23 protein-coding genes are annotated in these 20,981 nt (G+C 73.0%); 8 read left to right on the forward strand and 15 right to left on the reverse strand.

The window, feature by feature from the left end; translation table 11 throughout:
• Positions 1-44: 44 nt before the first annotated feature.
• Entirely contained in the window at positions 45-1,424 is a 1,380-nt protein-coding gene (gene lpdA, locus JD78_RS03930; RefSeq protein WP_153357199.1) for a dihydrolipoyl dehydrogenase, read from the reverse strand.
• 157 nt (positions 1,425-1,581) lie between these two features.
• On the opposite strand from lpdA, the gene JD78_RS03935 reads away from it, so the two are divergent.
• On the forward strand, positions 1,582-1,932 hold the full coding sequence (locus JD78_RS03935; RefSeq protein ID WP_153357196.1) for an oxidoreductase: 351 nt from the start codon (positions 1,582-1,584) through the stop codon (positions 1,930-1,932).
• 40 nt (positions 1,933-1,972) lie between these two features.
• Here the strand turns inward: JD78_RS03935 and JD78_RS03940 are convergent, their stop codons facing one another.
• On the reverse strand, positions 1,973-3,487 hold the full coding sequence (locus JD78_RS03940; protein ID WP_153357193.1) for a leucyl aminopeptidase: 1,515 nt from the start codon (positions 3,485-3,487) through the stop codon (positions 1,973-1,975).
• A 90-nt stretch (positions 3,488-3,577) separates the two neighbouring features.
• Here JD78_RS03940 and gcvT point away from each other — a divergent pair, with 90 nt between their 5' ends.
• On the forward strand, positions 3,578-4,699 hold the full coding sequence (gene gcvT, locus JD78_RS03945; RefSeq protein WP_194290398.1) for a glycine cleavage system aminomethyltransferase GcvT: 1,122 nt from the start codon (positions 3,578-3,580) through the stop codon (positions 4,697-4,699).
• A gap of 6 nt (positions 4,700-4,705) precedes the next feature.
• Here gcvT and JD78_RS03950 read toward each other — a convergent pair whose 3' ends face one another.
• The 4 genes from JD78_RS03950 to JD78_RS03965 form a co-directional block, all read right to left on the reverse strand.
• The gene (locus JD78_RS03950) at positions 4,706-5,830 is read right to left on the reverse strand and encodes a YihY/virulence factor BrkB family protein (protein ID WP_228394938.1); all 1,125 of its coding nucleotides are present in this window, start codon (positions 5,828-5,830) and stop codon (positions 4,706-4,708) included.
• Positions 5,831-5,905: 75 nt separating this feature from the next.
• Positions 5,906-6,178 (reverse strand): DUF4235 domain-containing protein, encoded by a 273-nt coding sequence (locus JD78_RS03955; RefSeq protein WP_153357185.1) that lies wholly within the window; start codon positions 6,176-6,178, stop codon positions 5,906-5,908.
• Complete coding sequence (locus JD78_RS03960; protein WP_153357182.1) at positions 6,175-6,717, reverse strand: DUF3618 domain-containing protein; 543 nt, start codon at positions 6,715-6,717, stop codon at positions 6,175-6,177. The genes JD78_RS03955 and JD78_RS03960 overlap by 4 nt, the downstream gene beginning before the upstream one ends.
• Positions 6,714-7,031, reverse strand: coding sequence for a hypothetical protein (locus tag JD78_RS03965; RefSeq protein WP_153357180.1), 318 nt, complete (start codon positions 7,029-7,031; stop codon positions 6,714-6,716). Before JD78_RS03965 ends, JD78_RS03960 begins: the two co-directional genes overlap by 4 nt.
• Positions 7,032-7,198: 167 nt before the next feature.
• Here JD78_RS03965 and JD78_RS03970 point away from each other — a divergent pair, with 167 nt between their 5' ends.
• Positions 7,199-7,411: a hypothetical protein gene (locus JD78_RS03970; protein WP_153357177.1), complete on the forward strand. Its 213-nt coding sequence runs from the start codon at positions 7,199-7,201 to the stop codon at positions 7,409-7,411.
• A gap of 22 nt (positions 7,412-7,433) precedes the next feature.
• Here JD78_RS03970 and JD78_RS03975 read toward each other — a convergent pair whose 3' ends face one another.
• Together JD78_RS03975 and JD78_RS03980 are read right to left on the reverse strand one after the other, a co-directional pair.
• Positions 7,434-8,417, reverse strand: a complete 984-nt coding sequence (locus JD78_RS03975) for an aldo/keto reductase family protein (protein ID WP_153357174.1) — start codon at positions 8,415-8,417, stop codon at positions 7,434-7,436.
• Positions 8,418-8,556: 139 nt separating this feature from the next.
• Positions 8,557-9,171 (reverse strand): DUF3043 domain-containing protein, encoded by a 615-nt coding sequence (locus tag JD78_RS03980; protein WP_153357171.1) that lies wholly within the window; start codon positions 9,169-9,171, stop codon positions 8,557-8,559.
• 219 nt (positions 9,172-9,390) lie between these two features.
• Here JD78_RS03980 and JD78_RS03985 point away from each other — a divergent pair, with 219 nt between their 5' ends.
• Complete coding sequence (locus JD78_RS03985; RefSeq protein ID WP_153357167.1) at positions 9,391-9,747, forward strand: HesB/IscA family protein; 357 nt, start codon at positions 9,391-9,393, stop codon at positions 9,745-9,747.
• A gap of 313 nt (positions 9,748-10,060) precedes the next feature.
• On the opposite strand, the gene asnB is transcribed toward JD78_RS03985, so the two are convergent.
• The 3 genes from asnB to JD78_RS04000 are packed head-to-tail and all read right to left on the reverse strand — an operon-like array spanning position 10,061 to position 12,732.
• On the reverse strand, positions 10,061-11,995 hold the full coding sequence (gene asnB / locus JD78_RS03990) for an asparagine synthase (glutamine-hydrolyzing) (protein ID WP_153357162.1): 1,935 nt from the start codon (positions 11,993-11,995) through the stop codon (positions 10,061-10,063).
• Positions 11,996-12,032: 37 nt separating this feature from the next.
• Positions 12,033-12,377 (reverse strand): DUF3817 domain-containing protein, encoded by a 345-nt coding sequence (locus tag JD78_RS03995; protein ID WP_228394937.1) that lies wholly within the window; start codon positions 12,375-12,377, stop codon positions 12,033-12,035.
• Positions 12,367-12,732 carry a metalloprotease gene (locus tag JD78_RS04000; protein ID WP_153357159.1) on the reverse strand — a complete coding sequence of 122 codons (366 nt, stop codon included), beginning with the start codon at positions 12,730-12,732 and terminating at the stop codon, positions 12,367-12,369. Before JD78_RS04000 ends, JD78_RS03995 begins: the two co-directional genes overlap by 11 nt.
• A gap of 264 nt (positions 12,733-12,996) precedes the next feature.
• On the opposite strand from JD78_RS04000, the gene ctaC reads away from it, so the two are divergent.
• Both ctaC and JD78_RS04010 read left to right on the forward strand, forming a co-directional pair.
• Positions 12,997-13,803 (forward strand): aa3-type cytochrome oxidase subunit II, encoded by an 807-nt coding sequence (gene ctaC, locus JD78_RS04005; RefSeq protein ID WP_228394936.1) that lies wholly within the window; start codon positions 12,997-12,999, stop codon positions 13,801-13,803.
• 33 nt (positions 13,804-13,836) lie between these two features.
• The gene (locus JD78_RS04010; RefSeq protein WP_153357156.1) at positions 13,837-14,238 is read left to right on the forward strand and encodes a cytochrome c oxidase subunit 4; all 402 of its coding nucleotides are present in this window, start codon (positions 13,837-13,839) and stop codon (positions 14,236-14,238) included.
• Between the two features lie 801 nt (positions 14,239-15,039).
• Here JD78_RS04010 and qcrB read toward each other — a convergent pair.
• The 4 genes from qcrB to ctaE are packed head-to-tail and all read right to left on the reverse strand — an operon-like array spanning position 15,040 to position 19,352.
• Positions 15,040-16,740, reverse strand: coding sequence for a cytochrome bc1 complex cytochrome b subunit (qcrB, locus tag JD78_RS04015; protein WP_153357153.1), 1,701 nt, complete (start codon positions 16,738-16,740; stop codon positions 15,040-15,042).
• Entirely contained in the window at positions 16,740-17,858 is a 1,119-nt protein-coding gene (gene qcrA, locus JD78_RS04020) for a cytochrome bc1 complex Rieske iron-sulfur subunit (protein ID WP_153357150.1), read from the reverse strand. The genes qcrB and qcrA overlap by 1 nt, the downstream gene beginning before the upstream one ends.
• Complete coding sequence (qcrC, locus tag JD78_RS04025; RefSeq protein ID WP_153357147.1) at positions 17,855-18,745, reverse strand: cytochrome bc1 complex diheme cytochrome c subunit; 891 nt, start codon at positions 18,743-18,745, stop codon at positions 17,855-17,857. The genes qcrA and qcrC overlap by 4 nt, the downstream gene beginning before the upstream one ends.
• A gap of 7 nt (positions 18,746-18,752) precedes the next feature.
• Positions 18,753-19,352, reverse strand: a complete 600-nt coding sequence (gene ctaE / locus JD78_RS04030; protein ID WP_341800126.1) for an aa3-type cytochrome oxidase subunit III — start codon at positions 19,350-19,352, stop codon at positions 18,753-18,755.
• Positions 19,353-19,488: 136 nt separating this feature from the next.
• On the opposite strand from ctaE, the gene JD78_RS04035 reads away from it, so the two are divergent.
• Positions 19,489-19,911 (forward strand): response regulator, encoded by a 423-nt coding sequence (locus tag JD78_RS04035; RefSeq protein WP_153357142.1) that lies wholly within the window; start codon positions 19,489-19,491, stop codon positions 19,909-19,911.
• A 5-nt stretch (positions 19,912-19,916) separates the two neighbouring features.
• Complete coding sequence (gene trpD / locus JD78_RS04040; protein ID WP_153357139.1) at positions 19,917-20,975, forward strand: anthranilate phosphoribosyltransferase; 1,059 nt, start codon at positions 19,917-19,919, stop codon at positions 20,973-20,975.
• The last annotated feature ends 6 nt before the right edge of the window (positions 20,976-20,981 follow it).

A 20,981-nucleotide genomic window follows, 5' to 3' on the forward strand; every position in this document is an offset into this window, starting at 1 on the left:
GTGCGGTGCTGGCTGGAACGGGGGTGGTGCGGGTCGGGTGGCGGTCAGCTGTGCGCGTGCAGCGGCTTGCCGGCCAGGGCCAGGTGGGCCTCGCCCAGGGCCTCGCTCTGGGTCGGGTGCGGGTGGATCAGCTGGGCGACCTCGTCGGGCAGGGCCTCCCAGTTGTAGATCAGCTGCGCCTCGGCGATGAGCTCGCCGACGCGGCTGCCGACCATGTGGACGCCGATGACCGGCCCGTCGGCGGCGCGGACGAGCTTGACCGCGCCGGCGGTCTTGAGGATCTGGCTGCGGCCGTTGCCGCCCAGGTCGTAGGTGAGCACCTCGACCTCGCCGTACTTCTCCTTCGCCTGGGCCTCGGTCAGGCCGACGGAGGCGACCTCGGGGTCGGAGTAGGTGACCCGGGGGACGCCGGCGTAGTCGATCGGCACGACCGGCAGGCCGGCCAGGCGCTCGGCCACGAGGATGCCCTCGCCGAAGCCGACGTGGGCCAGCTGCAGGGTGGGGATGAGGTCGCCGACCGCGGAGATCGTCGGGACGTTGGTCTGGCAGTACTCGTCGACCAGGACGTAGCCGCGGTCCATGGCGACCCCGGCCTCCTCGTAGCCCAGGCCCTGGCTGACCGGTCCGCGGCCGACGGCCACCAGCACCAGCTCCGCCTCGAGCTCCTTGCCGTTCTCCAGGGTGACCTTCACGCCGTCGGCGGTGGTCTGCACGGTGGAGACGCGGTTGCCGAGCTCGAAGCCGATCTTGCGACGGCGGAAGGCCCGCTCCAGCAGCTTGGAGGAGGACTCGTCCTCCAGCGGGACCAGGTGCTTGAGGCCCTCGACGATGGTGACGTCGACGCCGAAGGACTTCCAGGCGCTGGCGAACTCGCAGCCGATGACGCCGCCGCCGAGGATGATCGCCGAGGTGGGCACCCGGTCCAGGCCCAGGGCGTGGTCGCTGGTGATGACCTTGGTGCCGTCGACGTCGATGCCCGGCAGCGAGCGGGCGTAGGAGCCGGTGGCCAGCAGGACGTGGCGGCCCTCGTAGGTCTCGCCGTTCACCTGGACGGCGGTGGGGGAGACCAGCCGGCCCTCGCCCTCGACGTAGGTGATCTTGCGGCTCTTGATCAGGCCCTGCAGACCCTTGTAGAGCTTGCTGATCACGCCGTCCTTGTAGGCGTTGACGCCGTCCATGTCGATGCCGGCCAGCGAGGTCTTCACGCCGAACTGCTCGCCCTCGCGGGCCATGTCGGCGATCTCGCCGCTGTGCAGCAGCGCCTTGGTGGGGATGCAGCCACGGTGCAGGCAGGTGCCGCCGACCTTGTCCCGCTCGATCAGCACGACGGACAGGCCGAGTTCCGCGCCGCGCAGCGCGGCGGCGTAGCCACCGGAGCCACCACCGAGGATGACCAGGTCAGCGGGGGTGGTCGGTGCGCTCACAGGTGCTCCTCAGTGCTGGTGGCCCGGTGTCTGACCCGGACGCGGCGATCGTGCGCCTGCTCATCCTGCCACTCCCGGGAACGACGTGTCCGCATGCTCCGTTGCTGTCGCCAGAGCGTCGCGGAGCAGACCGCGGTGGTCGGCGACGGGAGCTGGGATGGGACTGTTCGACCGGTTGCGCGGACGGCGGGGGGTCGGTGGCCCCGGACGGGACCGCCGGGGCACGCTGGACCGGGCCTCGGCGTCCGGGGACCTCGCGCACCTCGAGCAGTTCGTGGCGACCCGTCGGGGGGTCGAGGGGTACGTCGAGCCGCGGACGGCGGTGACCGAGACGACGATCCTGCTCGTCGCCGCCGACGGCGAGTGGACCCGCCGGCGGATCGACGGCCCGGACGTGGCCCGCCGCCTCTCCCGCGACCTCGCCGTCCCCGTCTACGACGCGCAGGTCACCGGCTACCCCCAGCGGATGCGCGACTGGAGCGCCCGCCAGAAGGACAACAAGCTCTGAGCTCGGCCCGCCGCGTGGTGCGCCGGGCCGAGCCCAGGGGTCACGAGCGGGCGATCAGGTCCTCGATCGTGGCCAGCAGGGTGCGCACCGGCACCCCGGTGCCGCCCTTGGGCGTGTAGCCCCACGGGGCGCCGGTGTTGTACGACGGGCCGGCGATGTCGATGTGCGCCCACGGCAGCCCGGCCGGGACGAACTCGGCCAGGAAGTGCCCGCCCACGAGCATGCCGCCCATCCGGTCGGCGTTGGCGTTGACCAGGTCGGCGACGGAGGAGTCCAGGCCGCGGCGCAGCTCCGGCGGCAGCGGCATCGCCCACATCGGCTCGCCGGTGCGGGTGCTGGCGGCCACGACGGCGTCCCGCAGGTCGTCGCTGCCCATGACCCCGGCGGTCCGGGTGCCAAGCGCGACCAGCTGGGCGCCGGTCAGCGTGGCGGTCTCCAGCAGGTAGTCGGGGGAGTCCTCGGCGGCGCGGCAGATCGCGTCGGCGAGCACCACGCGGCCCTCGGCGTCGGTGTTGGTGATCTCCGCCCGCTTCCCGTTGCGGAAGGTGACGACGTCGGCCGGGCGGTAGGCGGTGCCGCTGGGCAGGTTCTCCGCGATCGGCACGGTTGCGGTCACGTCGACCGGCAGCCCGAGCTCGGCGACCAGGCACACGGTGGCGATCACGGCGGCGGCGCCGGCCATGTCGCTCTTCATGTCCTCCATCTTGGCGGCGGGCTTGATCGAGATGCCGCCGCTGTCGAAGGTGATGCCCTTGCCGACCAGCGCCACGCTGGTGCGCGCCTTCTTGCCCTCGTAGACCAGGCGCAGCAGGCGCGGACCGCGGGCCGAGCCGCCGCCGACGGCGAGGATGCCGCCGTAGCCGCCGTCGGCCAGCGCCTTCTCGTCGAGCACCTCGACCGACAGCCCGGCCTTCTTGCCGGCGGCGGCACCGCGGGCGGCGAGCTCGGCCGGGTGCAGGTCGTTCGGCGGGGTGTTGACCAGGTCCCGGACCAGGCCGACCGCGGCCGCGACGGCGCGCACCCGCGCGAGCGGCGCCTTCGCCGCACCCGCGTCCGGCACCACCAGCTCGAAGGAGGCCGGCGGCGTGGGCCGGTCGGCGGGCAGCCCCGACTTGTAGGCGGTGAACTCGTAGGCGCCGAGCAGCGACCCCTCACCGACGGCGTGCAGCCGTTCGGCGTCCGGGGCGCCGCCCACGGCCGCCAGCAGCGTCACCACCGAGCTCCGGCCGGTCAGCGCACGGCTGGCGGCGCCGGCGGCGCGGCGCACGGCCTCGGCGGAGTACGTGCCGTCGGCCTGCGGGGCGCCCAGCCCGGCGACGGCGACCACCGGGAACGGGGCCTGCCCGAACGTCGGCAGCCGGGTCACCTCGTCCTCGGCGCCGCGGGCGCCCAGGTCGGCTAGCGCCTCCAGCAGCCGCCCGCCCAGCAGGCGGTCGACGGCCTCGGCGCCGGGTGTGGTCAGCAGGCCCGTGGGTCCCGCGCCGACCCCGACGACGACGGCGTCGGCGGTCAGCTTCTCGAGCGGGCGGTCGGTGGCGGAGATCGTCGGCGGCACGGGCTCGATCCTAGAAGGACCCTCCTGCCCCCCACCGCTCGCAGGCTCGCGGCGGGCCCCTGCAGGAGGGCCGCACTAGCGTCTCCCGCCGTGGACGCACCCCGGCAGTCTCCCCTGCACGACCGGCACGTCGCCGCTGGCGCCAAGTGGGCCGACTTCGGCGGTTGGTCGATGCCGGTCGAGTACGCCGGGGGAGGGGTCCTGGCCGAACACGCCGCGGTGCGCGAGGGCGTCGGGCTCTTCGACGTCTCGCACCTGGGCACGGCCACGGTGCGCGGCCCGGGCGCGGCGGACTTCCTGGACGGCTGCCTGACCAACGACCTCTCCCGCCTCGGGCCCGGCCAGGCGCAGTACACGCTGTGCTGCGTCCCCGACGGGGAGCCGGCCGCCGGCGGGGTGGTCGACGACCTGATCGCCTACCGGCACGGGGACGACGAGGTGCTGCTCGTCCCCAACGCGGCGAACGCGGCGGCGGTGCTCGAGCGGCTGACCGCGGCCGCGCCGCCCGGGGTGGCCGTCACCGACCGGCACACCGACGTCGCCGTCCTCGCGCTGCAGGGCCCCCGGTCGGTCGAGGTGCTCGCCGCCGCCGGGCTGCCGGGGGCCGAGCTGGGCTACATGACCTTCGCCACGGGGGAGCGCGACGGCGGGGACGTCACCGTCTGCCGGACCGGCTACACCGGTGAGCGTGGCTACGAGCTGCTGGTGGCGGCCGACCGGGCAGGCGCGCTCTGGGACGCGCTGCTGGCCGCCGGTGCGGGCGCGGGCATCCGTCCGTGCGGCCTCGGCGCCCGGGACACGCTGCGCACCGAGATGGGCTACCCGCTGCACGGCCACGAGCTCTCGACCGCGATCACGCCGAACCAGGCCCGGGCCGGCTGGGCGGTGGGCTGGCACAAGCCGTCGTTCTGGGGGCGGTCGGCGCTGCTCGCCGAGCGGGAGGCCGGTCCGGCCCGGCGGCTGTGGGGGTTGCAGGCGCCCGGCCGCGGCATCCCGCGGCCCGGCATGGCGGTGCTCCGCGCCGACGGCGCGGTGATCGGCACGGTCACCAGTGGCACCTTCTCGCCGACGCTGCGCACCGGCATCGCGCTCGCGCTGCTGGACGAGCCCGCGGGGGTCGCGGAGGGGGACGAGGTCGCCGTCGACGTCCGTGGCCGCCCGCAGCCGGTCGTCGTCCGGCGTCCGCCGTTCGTGCCCGCCCGGGTCCGCTGAGGGCGGCTACTTCGACGGCACCGGCGGGTCGGGCACCTCGTCGGCGACGACGGCGTCGCGCTCGCCCATCGGCAGCGGGTCGCCCTCGGTGGTGTCCACCGTGGTCTGGTGCTCGGTCTCGGCGTTGATCTCCGCCCCGAAGAGCACCAGGTAGCAGGTCAGGTACAGCCACAGCATCAGCACGATCACACCGGCGATCGCGCCGTACGTCTGGTCGTAGGAACCGAAGTTGTTCACGTAGAGGCTGAAGCCGAGGCTGACCAGTGCCCAGACGACCGTGACCACGACCGAGCCGAGGCTCACCCACTTCAGCTGCGGGGCGTCCCGGTCCGGGGCGACCCGGTAGAGCACCGCGAGCGCGCCGGCCATGACCCCGAGCAGCAGGAGCCAGCGCAGCACCTGGGAGAGCACGGTGCCGACGACGCCGAGCGGCAGCGCGTCGAGCACGACCGGCAGCACGGCGACCAACGAGAACGTGATCAGCACGAACACGATCGCGCCGAGCGTGAGCAGCAGGGACAGCGCGCGCAGCTTGACGAAGTTCCGGGTCTCCACCTCGTCGTAGGCGATGTTGACCGCCTTGAGCAGGTTCCCGGTCCCGCCGGAGGCGCTCCACAGCGCACCCAGGATCGAGACGACGAGGCTGATCGTGAGGGCGCCGCCGCTGTTGGACACGATGTCGCTCAGCTGATCGCTGATCAGGGTCGCTGCCTCTCGGGGCAGCTGGTCGGACAGCGACGAGATCTGCGACTGCACCGTGTCGGGGTCGGCGACGAGGCCGTAGATGGAGATGGTGGCGATCAGGGTGGGGAAGATTGCCAGGAAGGCGAAGAACGCCACGCCGCCGGCGATGATCGGCATGTTGTCCGCGTTGTTCTCCGCCCACGCCCGCTTGACCACCTGCAGCCATCCCCGCGGGGGGATCTGCAGCGGCGTCTCGGCGTGCACCCCGGGCATCTGCTCGGGGCTGGGCTTCGCCGGTGCCGGACGTGCCGCCTCGCGCCGCTCGGCCGCCACGACGGTCGACGCGGATGCGCCGGTGGCGGGGTCCTCCGCCGCGCGCGCCGCCACGGCCCGGGCGGCGGCACGCCGCTCGGCCTTCTCCTGCACCCGCTGGCGAATGCGTTCCACGGAGCTCTCACGGCGTCCGGCGTCGACCATCTGTGCGGGTCCCCTCGTCTCGGGTGGTGGTCGGGGCGTACTGGGTCAGTCGCCGGGCCAGTTGCCGGTGACCTTGGTGAAACCACGGGCGCCGGCGCGGTCGATCAGGGCCTTCGTCGCGCCGAACAGCGCCCCCTGGATCGCGGCGGCCAGGACGACCTCGCGCATCCGGTACTCGCTCTGCAGGGCTCCGGGCGCGTCGTCCTCGTCGGCGACCCGCTTCCAGATCTGCTTGAACACCGCGCCGGAGAGCGCGCCGGCCAGGACACCGCCCAGCAGCCCGATCGGGCGGTAGACGGCCTTCGGGCTCGGGCTCACCGGTGGCTCGCGGTCCGCCGCGCGGTCGCGGCCACCCGGGCGACGGTGCGCCGGCGCACCGTCGCCCGCCTGCGGCTGGCGAGCGCGCGTCCCGCGGCCCGGCGACGCGCCGCGGACCGACCCGCGACCGCCGCGTGGGCAGCCGCCCGTTCCTCGCGGGCTCGGGAGGCTGCCTGCTGGACCACCGCGCGACGCTGTTGCGCCTGAGCGGCCGCCGCGCGCGCCGGGGCCGTCCGCCGGCGCCGCCGACGCCAGGCGAGCAGGCCGACGACCGCGGTCAGGGCGGCGACCCCGCCCCCGATCACCGCCGGCGGGCTCTCCCGGTAGGTCTCCACGGCCGTGTCCCGGGTCCGGGCGATGCTCTCGATCGCGGACTCCTTGGCGCGGGTCGGCACGTCGAGCCGGTGGGTCAGCTCGTCGACGGTCCGGCCGAGCTGCTCGCGGGTCTGCTCGATGTCGGCCCGGATCGCGTCCGGGTCGGTGGGCCGGGGGCCGGCCGGCTGGTGATCGCCGGGCGGGTGCTCGTCGGGTCCGGTCATCGGGACGCACTCTCCTTCAGGGTGGCGATGTCGATCTCGACCAGGGTGGCGATGTCGATCTCGACGCTGGAGATCGCCTTGGTGGGCACCGGGGGAGCGGCGTGCTGGAGGTCCTCCTCGCCGTTGCGGGCGAGCACGCCGGCGACCACGAGGAGCGCGCCGGCCCCGATCTCCTCGGCGGTGGTGCTGACCTCGGCCGGGGCCAGCCGCCTCTCGGCCCGCACCGACCTGGTCAGCCGGTCGGAGAGCTGACCGGTGGAGGCGTGTTCAGCGGGCGGCGTCTCCACCCGGCTGGCGCCGGCGGGCTGGCTCATCGTTCCTCCGCAGGGTCGGGCGTGCACGCTGCTCCCACCCATGCCCAGGCACTTACCCTGTAAACCAAGATCGTCGTCGCGGCCGGCCCCGCACGCCGACGGGAGTGACCGCCGCCGCGACCCGGTCCGGGCTGCCGCACCACCGCTGCGCTCGCTAGCCTCCCGCCATGAGCTGGACGTGGCAGCTGGAAGGCCCTTCGGGGGCGCCCGTGGACCCGGCGACGGTCGGGGTGGAGGTGCCCGACCACGACAACCAGGGTGACGCCGAGTCGTGGCTCGGGGAGACCTGGCGGGAGCTGCTCGACCGAGGGGTCGCGACGGTCACCCTGCTCGAGGACGGCGAGCGGGTGTACGGCCCGATGGGCCTGGCGGCGACCTGATCGGCCGCCGCCAGGTCGGTCGTCAGCCGCGCGAGGTCTTGGCCGGGTCGCGCTCGACGACGTCGCCCAGCGCCTCGTCGATCCGGGTCATCACCTCGGCCGGCAGGCGGACGCCGGCGGCCTGCACGTTGTCCCGCACCTGCTCGGGCCGGCTGGCGCCGATGATCGCTGCCGCGACGTTGGGGTTCTGCAGCACCCAGGCCACCGCCAGCTGGGCCATGGACAGGCCGAGCTCGTCGGCGATCGGCCGCAGCTGCTGCACCCGGGTCAGCACGTCGTCGGTCAGGTAGTCCCTCATCGACCCGCCCACGGTGGCGTGGCCGCCCCGGCTGTCGGCCGGCGGCTGCTGCCCGGGCAGGTACTTCCCGCTGAGCACGCCCTGGGCGAGCGGGGACCAGACGATCTGGGAGAGGCCTTCCTCCTGGCTGGTGGGCACCACCTCGGCCTCGATGACCCGCCACAGCATCGAGTACTGCGGCTGGTTGCTGATCAGCGGCACCTTGAGCTCGCGGGCCAGCTCGGCGGCGGCGGCGATCTCCTCGGCCCGCCACTCCGACACCCCGAGGTAGAGCACCTTGCCCTGCCGCACGAGGTCGGCGAAGGCGGTCATCGTCTCCTCCAGCGGCACCGAGGAGTCGTACCGGTGCGCCTGGTACAGGTCGACGTAGTCGGTCTGCAGCCGCCGCAGCGAGGCGTGGCAGCTCTCCACGATGTGCTTGCGGGAGAGCCCGCGGTCGTTGGCTCCGGGCCCGGTCGGCCAGTAGACCTTGGTGAAGACCTCCAGGCCCTCCCGCCGCTGACCGGCCAGGGCCCGGCCGAGCACGGACTCGGCCTTGGTACCGGCATAGACGTCGGCGGTGTCGAAGGTGGTGATCCCGGCGTCGAGGGCCGCGTGCACGCAGGCGTGGGCGGCGTCCTCCTCGACCTGGCTGCCGTGCGTCAACCAGTTGCCGTAGGCGATCTCGGAGATGGTCAGGCCGGAGCGGCCGAGGCGTCTGAATTCCACGCCCGAACGCTAGTCCTCAGCCTGGCTAAGTACTGGGACGGCCCTGCCGCAGGGTCCCGCCCCGAGCGGAGCGAGGGGTGGGGGGCGGCAGGGTCCCGCCCCGAGCGGAGCGAGGGGTGGGGGGCGGCAGGGTCCTTCTTCAGACCTCCGCGCCCTGCGGCACCTGCGGCTTGGGGAAGCGCCAGCGGCGGATCATGGTGGCGCGGCTGACGCCGTACCAGATCAGGCCGCGCATCCGCTCCGTGTGGTCCGGGTACCGCTCGCCGACCACCTTCTTGATCCGGCGGCCCAGGAACACCGAGTCGACGACGATGACCAGGAAGAAGGCGAACCAGACGAACACCGTGTAGCTCTGCACGGCCGGGTTCGGGATGAAGTAGCCGACCAGCACGAGGGCGGCCACGACCAGGAAGAAGCTGCCGGCGTTGCGCCGGGCGTCGACGACGTCGCGGACCAGTCGCCGGACCGGTCCACGGTCGCGGGCCGGCAGCGCGCTGTCGTCACCCCGCAGGGCCGCCTGGCGCGTGGTGCCGCGGTTGGCCGCCTGCTGCTCCCGCATCCGCCGGTAGGCCTCCTTGCGGGTGGTCGGCGGCGGGGGCACCGGCCCGGAACGGCGGCCCTGGGCCTCGTTGCGCTTCGGCGTCGGCCGGCCCTTGCCCACCGCCGTGCTGCCGGCCAGCTGGGCGGACAGGTCGGAGGAGGTGTCCGGGGTGGTCGCGGAGTCGGTGCGGCGGCCGGGCAGGCGGAGCTTCACGGCAAGGGAGTCTACGTGGCCGGGACGCCCTGTCGGCCCGGTTCGGCCGGTGCCGTGCCGGGCACCCGCCCCGTCGGGGGATCCCATCCGCGCCCGCACCGCCGTACAGTGGGAATGGCCCGCCGCGAGCGGTGTTGACCCCGGGTGGACGACAGCCCGCCGCGTCGGCACCGGAGCGGACCGGGCAGCGACACCCTCGAGCGTGGGAGGACCACACACATGACCGTGCAGGACACGCAGGCCCCCGACGCCACCGGCGTCGTGCTCAGCGACCCGGCCGCCCTCAAGGTGAAGACGCTGCTGGACCAGGAGGGCCGCGACGACCTGCGGCTGCGCATCGCCGTGCAGCCCGGTGGCTGCTCGGGCCTGCGCTACCAGCTCTTCTTCGACGAGCGCTTCCTCGACGGCGACCAGACCTACGAGTACGGCGGCGTCGAGGTGATCGTCGACCGGATGAGCACCCCCTACCTCAGCGGCGCGACGATCGACTTCGTCGACACCATCGAGAAGCAGGGCTTCACGATCGACAACCCGAACGCGGGCGGCTCCTGCGCCTGCGGCGACAGCTTCCACTGATCGCCGGCTGAACCGTCGCGAGGCCCGGCTCCCCCTCGGGGGAGCCGGGCCTCGTCGTGTCCGGACCCGTCGCCGTCCGGCTCAGTCGGCCGGGGCCGAGGGGATCGGGATCGGCAGCCCGGAGGAGGGTGCGGGCGGCGCCGGCGGATCGACCGTCGCGGACCCGGACGGCGCGATCGGCGGCGGGGTCCGGGGGTCGGCGACGCTGTCGTGCCGGGCGCGGGAGCCGGCGCCCCGTCGTCGCCGGTGGAGCAGCCGGTCAGCAGGACGGCGAGGGTGACCCCGGCGGCCAGTGCCCCGGACCGGCGGCGCGTCACAGCCGGACCGGGTAGACCGGCTCCGGGATCTCCGGGGTGATCCGTTCCTCGACGAAGATGCCGTGCCAGATCATGAAGACCAGCACCTCCCACACCTGCCGGGCGACCCGCTTGCTCGGGGTCTCCGCCTGGCGCAGCCGGTCCAGCAGCGCGAGCACGTGGTCGCGGTCCAGCCACTCGTCGGTCTGGCTGGCGGTCACGACGTCCCGGGCCCACTCGTGCAGCGGCCCGGCCAGGAACTCCGCCGTCGGCACCGGGAAGCCCAGCTTGCGCCGGTTCATGATCTTCGGCGGGACGATCTGCCGCATGGCCTGACGCAGCGCGTACTTGGTCGCGTCGCCGCGCCGGGGCACCCGCATCTCCAGCGGCAGCGTGCTGGCCAGCGCGAAGACCTCGGGGTCGAGGAACGGGACCCGCAGCTCCAGGGAGTTGGCCATCGTCATCTTGTCGGCCTTGACCAGGATGTCGCCGCGCAGCCAGGTGAACAGGTCGACGTACTGCATGGCGGTGACGTCGTCGTACCCGGCCTCGCGGGTCTGCCGGTAGAGGGCCTCGGTGACGGTGACGTGCGAGAGGTCGGGGTCGCGGCCCGGCAGCAGCTGGGCGAGCTCGTCGGCGTTGAGGTTGCGGGCGTTGCCGTAGTACCGCTCCTCCAGCGGGATGGAGGCCCGCCGCAGCAGGTCCTGCCCGCGCACGCCCTCGGGGACCACCCGGGACAGCGACCCCAGTGCCCGGCGGCCGGCGGCCGGGAGCTTGCCGGCCCAGGCGAGGCTGAGCGGCTCGCGGTAGATGGTGTAGCCGCCGAACAGCTCGTCGGCGCCCTCGCCGGACAGCACGACCTTCACGTGTTTGCGGGCCTCGCGGGCCACGAAGTACAGCGGCACCAGCGCCGGGTCGGCGACCGGGTCGTCGAGGTACCAGACGACGGTGGGGATCGCCTCGGCGAACTCCTGGGCGGTGATCTCCACCGGGACGTGCCGGACGCCCAGGATCCGGGCCGACTCGGCGGCGATGTCGACCTCGGACGTGGCCTCCCGCTGGAAGCCGACGGTGAAGGTGACCAGGTCCTGGTTGTACTTGTGCGCCAACGCGGCGACGGCGGTGGAGTCGATGCCGCTGGAGAGGAACGAGCCCACGGTGACGTCGGCGCGCATGTGCTTGGCGACCGAGTCGTCGAGGACCTCGGCGATGCGGTCGAACAGCGCCTGCTCGGAGCCGGGCGCCACCGGGGTCGGACGGAACGTCGGGTGGAACCAGCGGCTGGTGTGCAGCTCGCCGTCGACCACGGTGAAGCTCGTGCCGCTCTCGATCCGGCGGATGCCGCGGTGCAGCGTGGCGGGCTCGGGCACGTACTGCAGGGTCAGGTAGTGCTGCAGCGACGCCGGGTCGACGCCGCCGGCGCCGGTGGTGCCGCCGAGGAGCTCCAGCAGCGCCTTCTTCTCGGAGCTGAAGACCAGCCCGCCGTCGGCCAGGCGCGCGGTGAACAGCGGCTTGATGCCGAAGGCGTCCCGCGCGCCGAACGCCGTCCCGGTCTCGGTGTCCCAGATGACGAAGGCGAACATGCCGCGCAGTCGGGGCACGACCGCCTCGCCCCACAGGTGGTAGCCGGCGACGATCGCCTCGGTGTCGCCCTCGGTGGCGAACGTGGCGCCGGCCGCCTTCAGCTCCTCGCGGAGCTCCAGGTAGTTGTAGATCTCGCCGTTGAAGACGATCCGGTACCGGCCCTCGGCGTAGGGCATCGGCTGCGGGCTGCCCTCGATGTCGATGAACGCCAACCGGTTGAAGCCCAGGACGGCGTGCGGGTCGGCCCAGACCTCCCGGTCGTCGGGGCCCCGGTGGCGCAGGCAGCGCAGCGCGTGCCGCACCTGCTCGACGGTGCCCTCTCCCACCCGGTCGGCGTCGGTGGACAGGTAGGCGAGCAGGCCGCACATGCGGGGAGGTCTCCCAGGAGGGTGAGGAGCGGGACGGTCAGAGGGGCTCGCCGGCGCGGACCCGCGCCGACACCCGGCGCTCCGCGACGAACGAGACGAACGGCACGACACCGGCGAGCAGGACCAGGACGGTGCCCTTGGCGGTGAACCGCGCCTTGAGGGCCAGCTCGAAGGCCGTGACCAGGTAGACGATGTAGAGGAAGCCGTGGACGGGGGAGACCACCGCGGAGACCTCGGGGACGTCGGAGACGTACTTGAGCGGCATGGCGACCAGCACCAGCACGAGGAGCATCACGCCGACGATCCAGGCCATCACCCGGTAACGGGTCAGGGCTCCGGCGAGCTTCGGCTCCAGGGGCGCCGTCCCGGTGTCAGCGGCCACCGTTCACCCGCTGTCCCAGCGCCTTGGCGTTGAGCTCGGCGAGGTAGGCGTTGTAGGCGGCCAGCTCGGGGTCTCCCGTGGTGTCGATCCGGGGGCGCTGATAGAGCACCACGGCGTTGCCGGGCTCCCCGTCGTCGGGGTCGCGCCGGTACTCGTCCCGGAGCATGCGCAGGTAGAAGCCCAGACCCATGAAGCCGTACAGCGGCCACTGCAGCGCGTAGCTCCAGTTGACGGCGCCCCCGCCGGCCTCGGCCTTGGACAGCTGCCAGGCGCCCAGGAAGAACGTCATCACGAACAGCGCCAGGACCAGCAGGTGCATGAGCACCCACCGCCAGGTCAGCAGGCGTTGGTACACGCCCCGACTGTAACCGCCGGCCCCGCGCCCCCGGTGCCGTCGGCCCCGGGCGCGGCCGTGGCGTGTGGTCGGGCGCTCCGGGGACGTGCTGGATGGTGGGCCGACCCGCCGGGAGCCCCTGCCCGCCCCGGGCACGGGAGGCGCGGTCGGATAGTCTCCGGGAGACTTGTGGTGGGGGTGAGCGGCACCTGTCGATGGGTGTCGGTGGACCTCCACCGGGAAGACCTCGTGGTGTCGCCACGGGGGAGATGAGGAGGGTGCTCGGTGGACCGCAGCTTCTGGAGCTGGGGGTGGCCTGAGGGCATCACCGACGAGGCCGAGCAGATGCACGCGCTCTGGATCGGCTCGACGATCGCCGCGCTGGTGGTCGGCATCGCGGTCTGGGCGCTCATCGCCTACGCGGCGATCCGTTACCGCAAGCGGGGCGACGAGCTGCCCAAGCAGACGGCGTACAACCTGCCGCTCGAGGTGGTCTACACGATCATCCCGTTCATCATCGTCTCCGTGCTGTTCTTCTTCACGGTGAACACGCAGAACCGGGTGCTGGAGCGCAGTGCCGACCCCGACGTGACCGTCGGCGTCAACGCGTTCAAGTGGAACTGGCAGTTCGTCTACCCCGAGACCACCGACGAGAACGGTGGCGAGCCGGTGTCGACGGTCGGGAGCACCAGCGAGATCCCGATCCTCGTCGTCCCGGTCGACGAGACGATCCGGTTCGAGCTCGCCTCGGCCGACGTCATCCACTCGTTCTGGATCCCGGACTTCCTGTTCAAGCTGGACATCATCCCCGGCAACGAGAACGGCATCAACAACGTCTTCGAGGTGACCGTCCGCGAGGAGGGCGCCTACGTCGGGCGCTGCGCCGAGCTCTGCGGCACCTACCACGCCTTCATGAACTTCGAGCTCCGCTCGGTGAGCGGCGAGCAGTTCGACGAGTTCATCAGCCTCCGCGAGTCGGGTCTGACGACCCACGACGCGCTCGAGGCCATCGGCGAGCCCGGGTACGCCACCTCCACGAGCCCGTTCGCCGGCGCTCGCGAGCAGCAGGTGTCGGCCTCCTCCGATGACTGATCCGACCACCCCGCCGCACCAGGAGGACCGACCGTGAAGGTCGAAGCGCTCATCTTCAACTTGATCACGGTCTTCTGTCTCGTGGCCGCGGTCGTCTACGGCTTCTGGGCGCGCGAGCCCGTCGGCACGACCGCCCTGGCGCTCTCCGGGGGTCTCACCGCGCTCATCGGTGGCTTCTTCTGGTTCGTCAGCCGGCGCATCGACGCCCGTCCCGAGGACCGCAAGGACGCCGAGATCGCCGACGGCTCCGGCGAGCTGGGCTTCTTCAGCCCGGCGAGCTACTGGCCCTTCGGCCTGGCGCTCTCCGCCGCGCTGATGGGGCTCGCGCTGGCCTTCTGGTACCCCTGGCTGGTCCTGATCGCCGGGATCGCGCTGCTGATCACGGTCGGTGGGCTGCTCTTCGAGTACTACGTCGGGCAGAACGCGCACAGCTGAGCCCGGCACCACCTCCGTCCAATCGGGGCCCCTCCCACACCGGGAGGGGCCCCGGTGGCGTTTCGGTGGCCTTCATCGAGCGGTACAGCGGCGCCACACCGGCTGCCAGGTGCGCCGGCCGGGTCATGACCGGCCGAGGTGTGGCAGTGGTCGGGGAAGGCGGTGGTCGGGGAAGGCAGTGGTCGGGGGAGAGGCGGTCGGCTGCGGGCGAACGCCGGCGCGGACCGATCGATCACCCGGACTCCGCGCTGACGGGTGCGCGGCGACCAGCCGCGTGCGGCCGCGCAGAGCTGAGCCCGCCGCGCTGCGCGCCGACCCCCGGGCTGGCTCGCACCGACGGCTGCGGACCTCTCCTGGCGCCGGGTGGTCGCCACCGGCATCTCGCGTCTCGCGCCGTCCTGCGTCCTGCGCGGTCGCGACCGTAGCGGGGAACAGTCACCCCCCCTCGGTGCGGTGGAGACCACGTCACCGGGCGCAGGGGCCGGGGTGCCGGGAGAGCGGGCCGCCCGGGTGATGCACCCGTGGCCCCGTGCGATGGCGCCAGGGCGGCTCGGTCGCGGCCCCAGCAGCTGCTCGCGGGGCGCAGCCCGGCACGCCGGACGGGGGGCCGCGGCGGAGCTGCCGTCCGCCGACCGGCGCGCAGGGGGTGGCATCGACCACCCCGGGACGCGGCTCGGCTCGGGATGGCGGAGCTCCGGTCGACGCTCCCGTGTCGAGCAGGCGGCCGGCTCAGCGAGCCCGTCAGACGCAGCAGGGCCCCCGGCGGAGTTCCGCCGGGGGCCCTGTGGTGGTGCGGGTCGATCAGTCGCGCGGGTCCTGGGGACGGCCGCCCTCAGCGGGACGTCCGCCCTCTGCCGGGCGACCACCCTCGGCCGGCCGACCCGAGCCGGTCAGCTCCCGGTTGGCCTGCTCTGCCTCCAGACCACGCGACTCGCGCTCGGCGGCAGCCTGGACCGCAGCCGGCTCCTCGATCGGCTTGAAGAAGCCCCGGATGGCGCGGCGGGCGCCACCCACCTGGTTCATCTTCTTGGGCACGGAGGCACCGCCGTAGGCGAGCACCCCGTGGCCGTGGTCGTCGACCGGGCCCAGCGGCTGGTGCACCTCGATGAACTCGCCGTTGGGAAGCCGGCGGATCACGCCGGTCTCGATGCCGTGCTCGAGCACCTCACGGTCGTGCCGCTCGAGGCCCAGGCAGATCCGGTAGGTGAGCCAGTACACGGCCGGCGGGATCACCAGCATGCCGATCCGGCCGAACCAGGTCATCGCGTTGAGGCTGATGTCGAACTTGTCCGCGATGACGTCGTTGCCACCGGAGATCCACAGCACGACGTAGAACGAGATGGCCATGGCACCCAGCGAGGTCCGCACCGGCACGTCGCGCGGACGCTGGAGCAGGTGGTGGCTGGCGGTGTCCCCGGTCAGCTTGCGCTCGATGACCGGGTAGAGCGCCAGCACGCCGAACATCAGGCCGGGGATGACCGCAGTGGCCCAGAACAGCGCCGGGATGTGGTAGCCCCAGAGCACGATCTCCCACGGCGGGAAGAGCCGCGCGGCGCCGTCGAGGAACCCGATGTACCAGTCCGGCTGCGAACCGGCGGACACCTGTGCCGGGTTGTACGGACCCAGCAGCCAGATCGGGTTGATCTGCACCAGACCACCGAGGGCGGCGCAGACACCGAACACGATGAAGAACAGCGCGCTCGCCTTCGCGGCGAAGGCCGGGAAGAGCCGGTTGCCGACCACGTTGTGCTCGGTCCGCCCCGCACCGGGGAACTGCGTGTGCTTCTGCTTGACCAGGATCAGCAGGTGCAGCGCGATCAGGGCGAGCAGGACAGCCGGGACGATCAGCACGTGCAGGATGTAGAGCCGGCCGATGATCAGCTCACCCGGGAAGTCGCCACCGAAGACCGCGAAGAAGATCCAGGTGCCGACCACCGGGATGGAGATGATCACCGCGGAGGCGATCCGGAGGCCCGTGCCGGAGAGCAGGTCGTCGGGGAGGGAGTAGCCGGCGAAGCCCTCGACCAGGGCGAGCACGAGCAGCGCGACACCGATGAACCAGTTCGTCTCCCGCGGGCGGCGGAACGCGCCGGTGAAGAAGATCCGGAACAGGTGGACGACGATCGCCGCCACGAACAGCAGCGCCGCCCAGTGGTGGATCTGCCGGACGACGAGACCACCGCGGACGTCGAAGGAGATCGCCAGGGTCGACTCGTAGGCCCGCGACACCTCGATGCCCCGCATGGGGGCGTACGAGCCGTCGTAGACGACCTCGGTGAGGGAGGGGTCGTAGAAGAACGTCAGGTAGGTGCCCGAGACCAGCAGGATGACGAACGCGTACAGCGCGATCTCACCGAGCAGGAACGACCAGTGGTCGGGGAACACCTTGTTCAGGGTCCGGCGGAGCGGGCCGGCCACGATGAGGCGGTCGTCGACCTCGAGGGCCGCCTTGCCGATCCTCGTGGACGGTTGCGCCGGACGCACCGAGGTGCTGGTGGCCATCAGAGCCTCCCAAGGTTCCAGAACGAGGGGCCGACCGGTTCCGGGAAGTCCGCTCGAGCGACGAAGTAACCCTCATCATCCACGGCGATCGGCAGTTGGGGGAGCGCGCGGGTGGCCGGGCCGAACACGGGGCGTGCGCCCTCGGTCACCAGGAACTGCGACTGGTGGCACGGGCACAGGATCCGGCCGGTCTCCTGCTCGTACAGCGACACCGGGCAGCCGGCGTGCGTGCAGATCTTCGAGTAGGCGACGTAGTCGCCGTAGCCGTAGTCCGCCCGGCCCTCGGGCGCCTCCAGCTCCTCGATCTGGTCGGGGCGGAGCCGGATCAGCATGACCGACGCCGACGCGTCGGCGTGGAAGTTGCCTCCGGGGACGGCCGGGAACACGGTCTCCAGGGAGCCGGGCTGCTGGTCGGACGGGCGGACCGGGGTGCCGTCGTCGCGCAGCAGCCGGACGCCGTCCGCCCACGGGGTCGTGCCCAGCGGGTTGCCGGTGTTCGGGTTGCGGATCAGGCCACCGAGGGGTGCCAGGATCATGGCGCCGGCACCCGCGCCCATCAGGCCGATGGTGGTCAGCAGCAGCTTCCGGCGCGGCAGCCCGGACTTGTCCAGGCCGCCGAGCAGGGTGGCGCCGGTGGTGACCCGGTCGAAGTGCGACCCGTCGTGCTTGTCCTGCACCGCGGTCTCGTGCGGCAGCAGCTTCTTGACGTAGAGCACCAGGCCGATGCCGATCGCGGTCAGCGAGATGCCCATGGTCACGCCCAGCAGGGGGGTGAACAGCGCGCTCCAGTCGCTGCCGCCGACCTGCCACTCCCAGTCGGGCAGGAACCAGCCGGAGCCGGCGTAGATGACGAGGAACGCCAGCGCCGCGACGGCGGCCAGGGCGAACCACATGGTCACCTGCCGGGTGGCGCGCTTCTCCAGCGGTGAGCCGGGTTCGGGCGCCGGGTCGACGTGGAGGACCTCGACCCCGTCGTAACGGGCACCCAGCCGGTCCAGCTCGGTGCGGTCCATCGTCGCCAGCCGCTCGGGGCTGTAGTCGTCGTCCGGGCCGCCGTGCACCGGACCCGAGGTGTCGTCGCCGCCGGCAGCGCCGGGGCCGGAGTGGGTGGTGCTCACGCCTTCGTCCCCATCCAGAAGATCCCGAACAGCAGGGCACCGATGCCGGCGACCCAGATGACCAGCCCCTCGGCCACCGGGCCGACCCGGCCGACGCCGGCGCCGCCGGGGTCGGCCTGCGCCTGCACGGTCTGCACGTAGGTGATGATCGACCGCTTCTCCTCCGGGGTGAGCTGGTTGTCACCGAAGACCGGCATGTTCCCGGGGCCGGAGAGCATCGCGGAGTAGATCGTGAGGTCGTTGGACTCGGTCAGGGACGGAGCCCGCTTCCCGGAGGACAGCGCCCCGCCCTGTCCGGTGAAGTTGTGGCACTGGGCGCAGTTCAGCCGGAACAGCTCGCCACCGGCGGCCAGGTCGCCCGAGCGCAGGTCGCCGGACGGGAGCGTGGGGCCGCCGCCATTGGCCTGGATGTAGGCCATCAGCTGGTCGATCTCCTCCTCGGAGAAGACCGGCGGACGCGCGGGGGCCTGGGCCTCCTGGCGGACGAGCGGCATGCGGCCGGTGTGCACCTGGAAGTAGACGGCGGCCTCGCCCACGCCGATGAGCGAGGGGCCGCGGTCCTCGACGCCCTGCAGGTTGGAGCCGTGGCAGCTGATGCAGCTGCGGACGTAGAGGTCGCGACCGGCCTCGACGGCGTTCGACGGGTTGCCGGTCGACTCGTCGGCGGCGCTGGCACCCGGGGCGAGGGCCGAGTAGCCGACCCCGGTGAGCACGAGGGCGGCCATCAGGCCGGCGACGTTCGCCAGCCGGCGACGCTGCTTGGACCGACGACGGGCCTGCGCGGCCGCGGCCGGGCTGCCGGCCACCGGGCGCCGGCCGAACCGGGCGAGCGCGCCGCGGCGGCCGCGCGCGGCGGAGGCCTCGGACGAGGGGTTCGTGGTGGTCACCGGTTCCCTAGCGGATCAGGTAGATCGTGGCGAAGAGCCCGACCCACACGACGTCGACGAAGTGCCAGTAGTAGGAGACCACGATGGCCGAGGTCGCCTGGGCTGGCGTGAAACGGCCCATGGTGGACCGGATGAGCACGTAGACGAAGGCCACCAGGCCGCCGATCACGTGCAGGGCGTGGAAGCCGGTCGTCAGGTAGAAGACCGAGCCGTAGACCGACGACGAGATCGTCGTGCCGTGCTCCTCGACCAGCACGCGGTACTCGTTCATCTGGGCGAGCACGAACACCGCGCCCATCAGGAACGTGATGGCGAACCAGCGGCGCAGCCCGTAGACGTTGCCGCGCTCGGCGGCGAAGACCCCGAGCTGGCAGGTGACCGAGGAGGCCACCAGGATCACGGTGAAGAAGGTCGCATAGGGCAGGTTCAGCTCGGTCGGCTCCGGAGGCCAGCCGTCTGTCGCCCGGGCGCGGGCAGTGAAGTACATGGCGAAGAGTCCGGCGAAGAACATCAGCTCACTGGCGAGCCAGACGATCGTGCCGACGCTGACCATGTTCGGTCGGGTCAGGGAGTGCACCCGCGAGGTGTCGAAGGTGCTGCTCGCCACGGGGGCCGTTGTCACAGGGCCATCATGGCATCGGGACGGGCTTGCCACGACGTGGGGTGGGCGCGCGTGGCGTGTCTCCTGGTGAGCGCGCGGTGTCCTCTCCGCCACGGCGGCCGCAACCACTAGTCTCGGCCGGGTGAGCGTCGACGCCGCACCGGCCACCGTGCTGGTCTTCAGCCAGCGGGCCGAGGTCCGCGCCGCCGTCCGTACCGCGCTGGGCGCCTCGCCGGCTCCCGACGTCGGCCCCCTCCGGTACGTGGAGTGCGCCACCGGCGACGAGGTCGTTGCGGCGGTCGATGCCGGCGGGGTCGACCTGTGCGTCCTGGACGGCGAGGCCCAGCCCACGGGGGGCATGGGGATCAGCCGCCAGCTGCGGGCCGAGGTGGCCGACTGCCCGGCGATGGTGGTGCTCATCGCCCGCCAGGCCGACCGCTGGCTCGCCCACTGGTCGCAGGCCGACGCGACGCTGGCCTACCCGGTCGACCCGCTGGTGGCCCCGGAGACGGTGGCCGGGCTGCTGCGTGAGCGGGCCGCTGCGCGGCCCGTCGCGCGGCGCTGAGCGGCGTGACGGGCCCGACCCCGACCCCGACCTGGCCCGCGCTGCTCGGCCGGCTGGCCCGGCGGGAGGACCTCGGGACCGATGACACCCGCTGGGCGATGCGCCAGGTCATGACCGGCGAGGCCACGCCCGCGCAGATCGCCGGGCTGGTCATGGGGTTGCGGGTCAAGGGCGAGACGCCGGACGAGGTGCTGGGCCTGGCCACCACCATGCTCGAGCAGGCGGTGCCCGTGTCGCTCTCGCGGGAGTGCGTCGACATCGTCGGCACCGGCGGGGACGGCGCCCAGACGGTCAACATCTCGACGATGGCGGCGGTGGTGACAGCGGCCGCCGGGGTCCCGGTGGGCAAGCACGGGAACCGGGCGGCGTCCTCGCGGTCGGGTTCCGCGGACGTCCTCGAGGCGCTCGGCGTGGTGCTCGAGCTGCCGGCCGGCGGCGTCGTCCGGTGCGTGGAGGAGGCGGGGATCGGCTTCTTCTTCGCGCCTGTGTTCCACCCCGGCTTCCGGTTCACCGCCGCCCCGCGGCGGGAGCTGGGCATCGGGACGGTGTTCAACTTCCTCGGCCCGTTGACCAACCCGGCCCGTCCGGTCGCGGCGGCCATCGGCTGTGCGGATCTGCGCATGGCGCCGGTGCTGGCCGACGTGCTGGCCGCCCGGGGCACCCGTGCGCTGGTCTTCCGTGGGGACGACGGGCTCGACGAGCTGACCACCGGGACGACCTCGTCGGTCTGGGTGGTGCGCGACGGCGACGTGGTGGCCGAGCGGCTGGACCCGGGGGCTCTGGGCATCGTTCCGCCGCCCGCGGACGCCCTGCGCGGCGGTGACCCGGCCGAGAACGCGGCGGTCTTCCGGCGCGTGCTGGACGGCGAGCCCGGCCCGGTCCGGGACGCGGTCCTGCTCAACGCCGCGGCGGCGCTGACCGCGTTCGACCCGGCTGGCGGCCCGCTGCACGACGAGGTCGCGGCGGGGCTGGAGCGGGCGGCCGCGGCCGTCGACGACGGGCGGGCGGCAGCGAAGCTCGCCGAGTGGGTGCAGGTCAGCCAGGAGCTCCGCGCCCGCCCGTGACGGCCC

Source organism: Modestobacter roseus, assembly GCF_007994135.1.
In the GTDB taxonomy this organism is placed as follows: domain Bacteria; phylum Actinomycetota; class Actinomycetes; order Mycobacteriales; family Geodermatophilaceae; genus Modestobacter; species Modestobacter roseus.

Bases quoted from the DNA above. Each gene is read 5' to 3' on its own strand.
- JD78_RS03935 (WP_153357196.1), top strand. From the start codon at position 1,582: ATGGGACTGTTCGACCGGTTGCGCGGACGGCGGGGGGTCGGTGGCCCC.
- JD78_RS03960 (WP_153357182.1), bottom strand. From the start codon at position 6,717: ATGACCGGACCCGACGAGCACCCGCCCGGCGATCACCAGCCGGCCGGC.
- JD78_RS03965 (WP_153357180.1), bottom strand. From the start codon at position 7,031: ATGAGCCAGCCCGCCGGCGCCAGCCGGGTGGAGACGCCGCCCGCTGAA.
- JD78_RS03970 (WP_153357177.1), top strand. From the start codon at position 7,199: ATGAGCTGGACGTGGCAGCTGGAAGGCCCTTCGGGGGCGCCCGTGGAC.
- JD78_RS03985 (WP_153357167.1), top strand. From the start codon at position 9,391: ATGACCGTGCAGGACACGCAGGCCCCCGACGCCACCGGCGTCGTGCTC.
- asnB (WP_153357162.1), bottom strand. From the start codon at position 11,995: ATGTGCGGCCTGCTCGCCTACCTGTCCACCGACGCCGACCGGGTGGGA.
- qcrB (WP_153357153.1), bottom strand. From the start codon at position 16,740: ATGGCCACCAGCACCTCGGTGCGTCCGGCGCAACCGTCCACGAGGATC.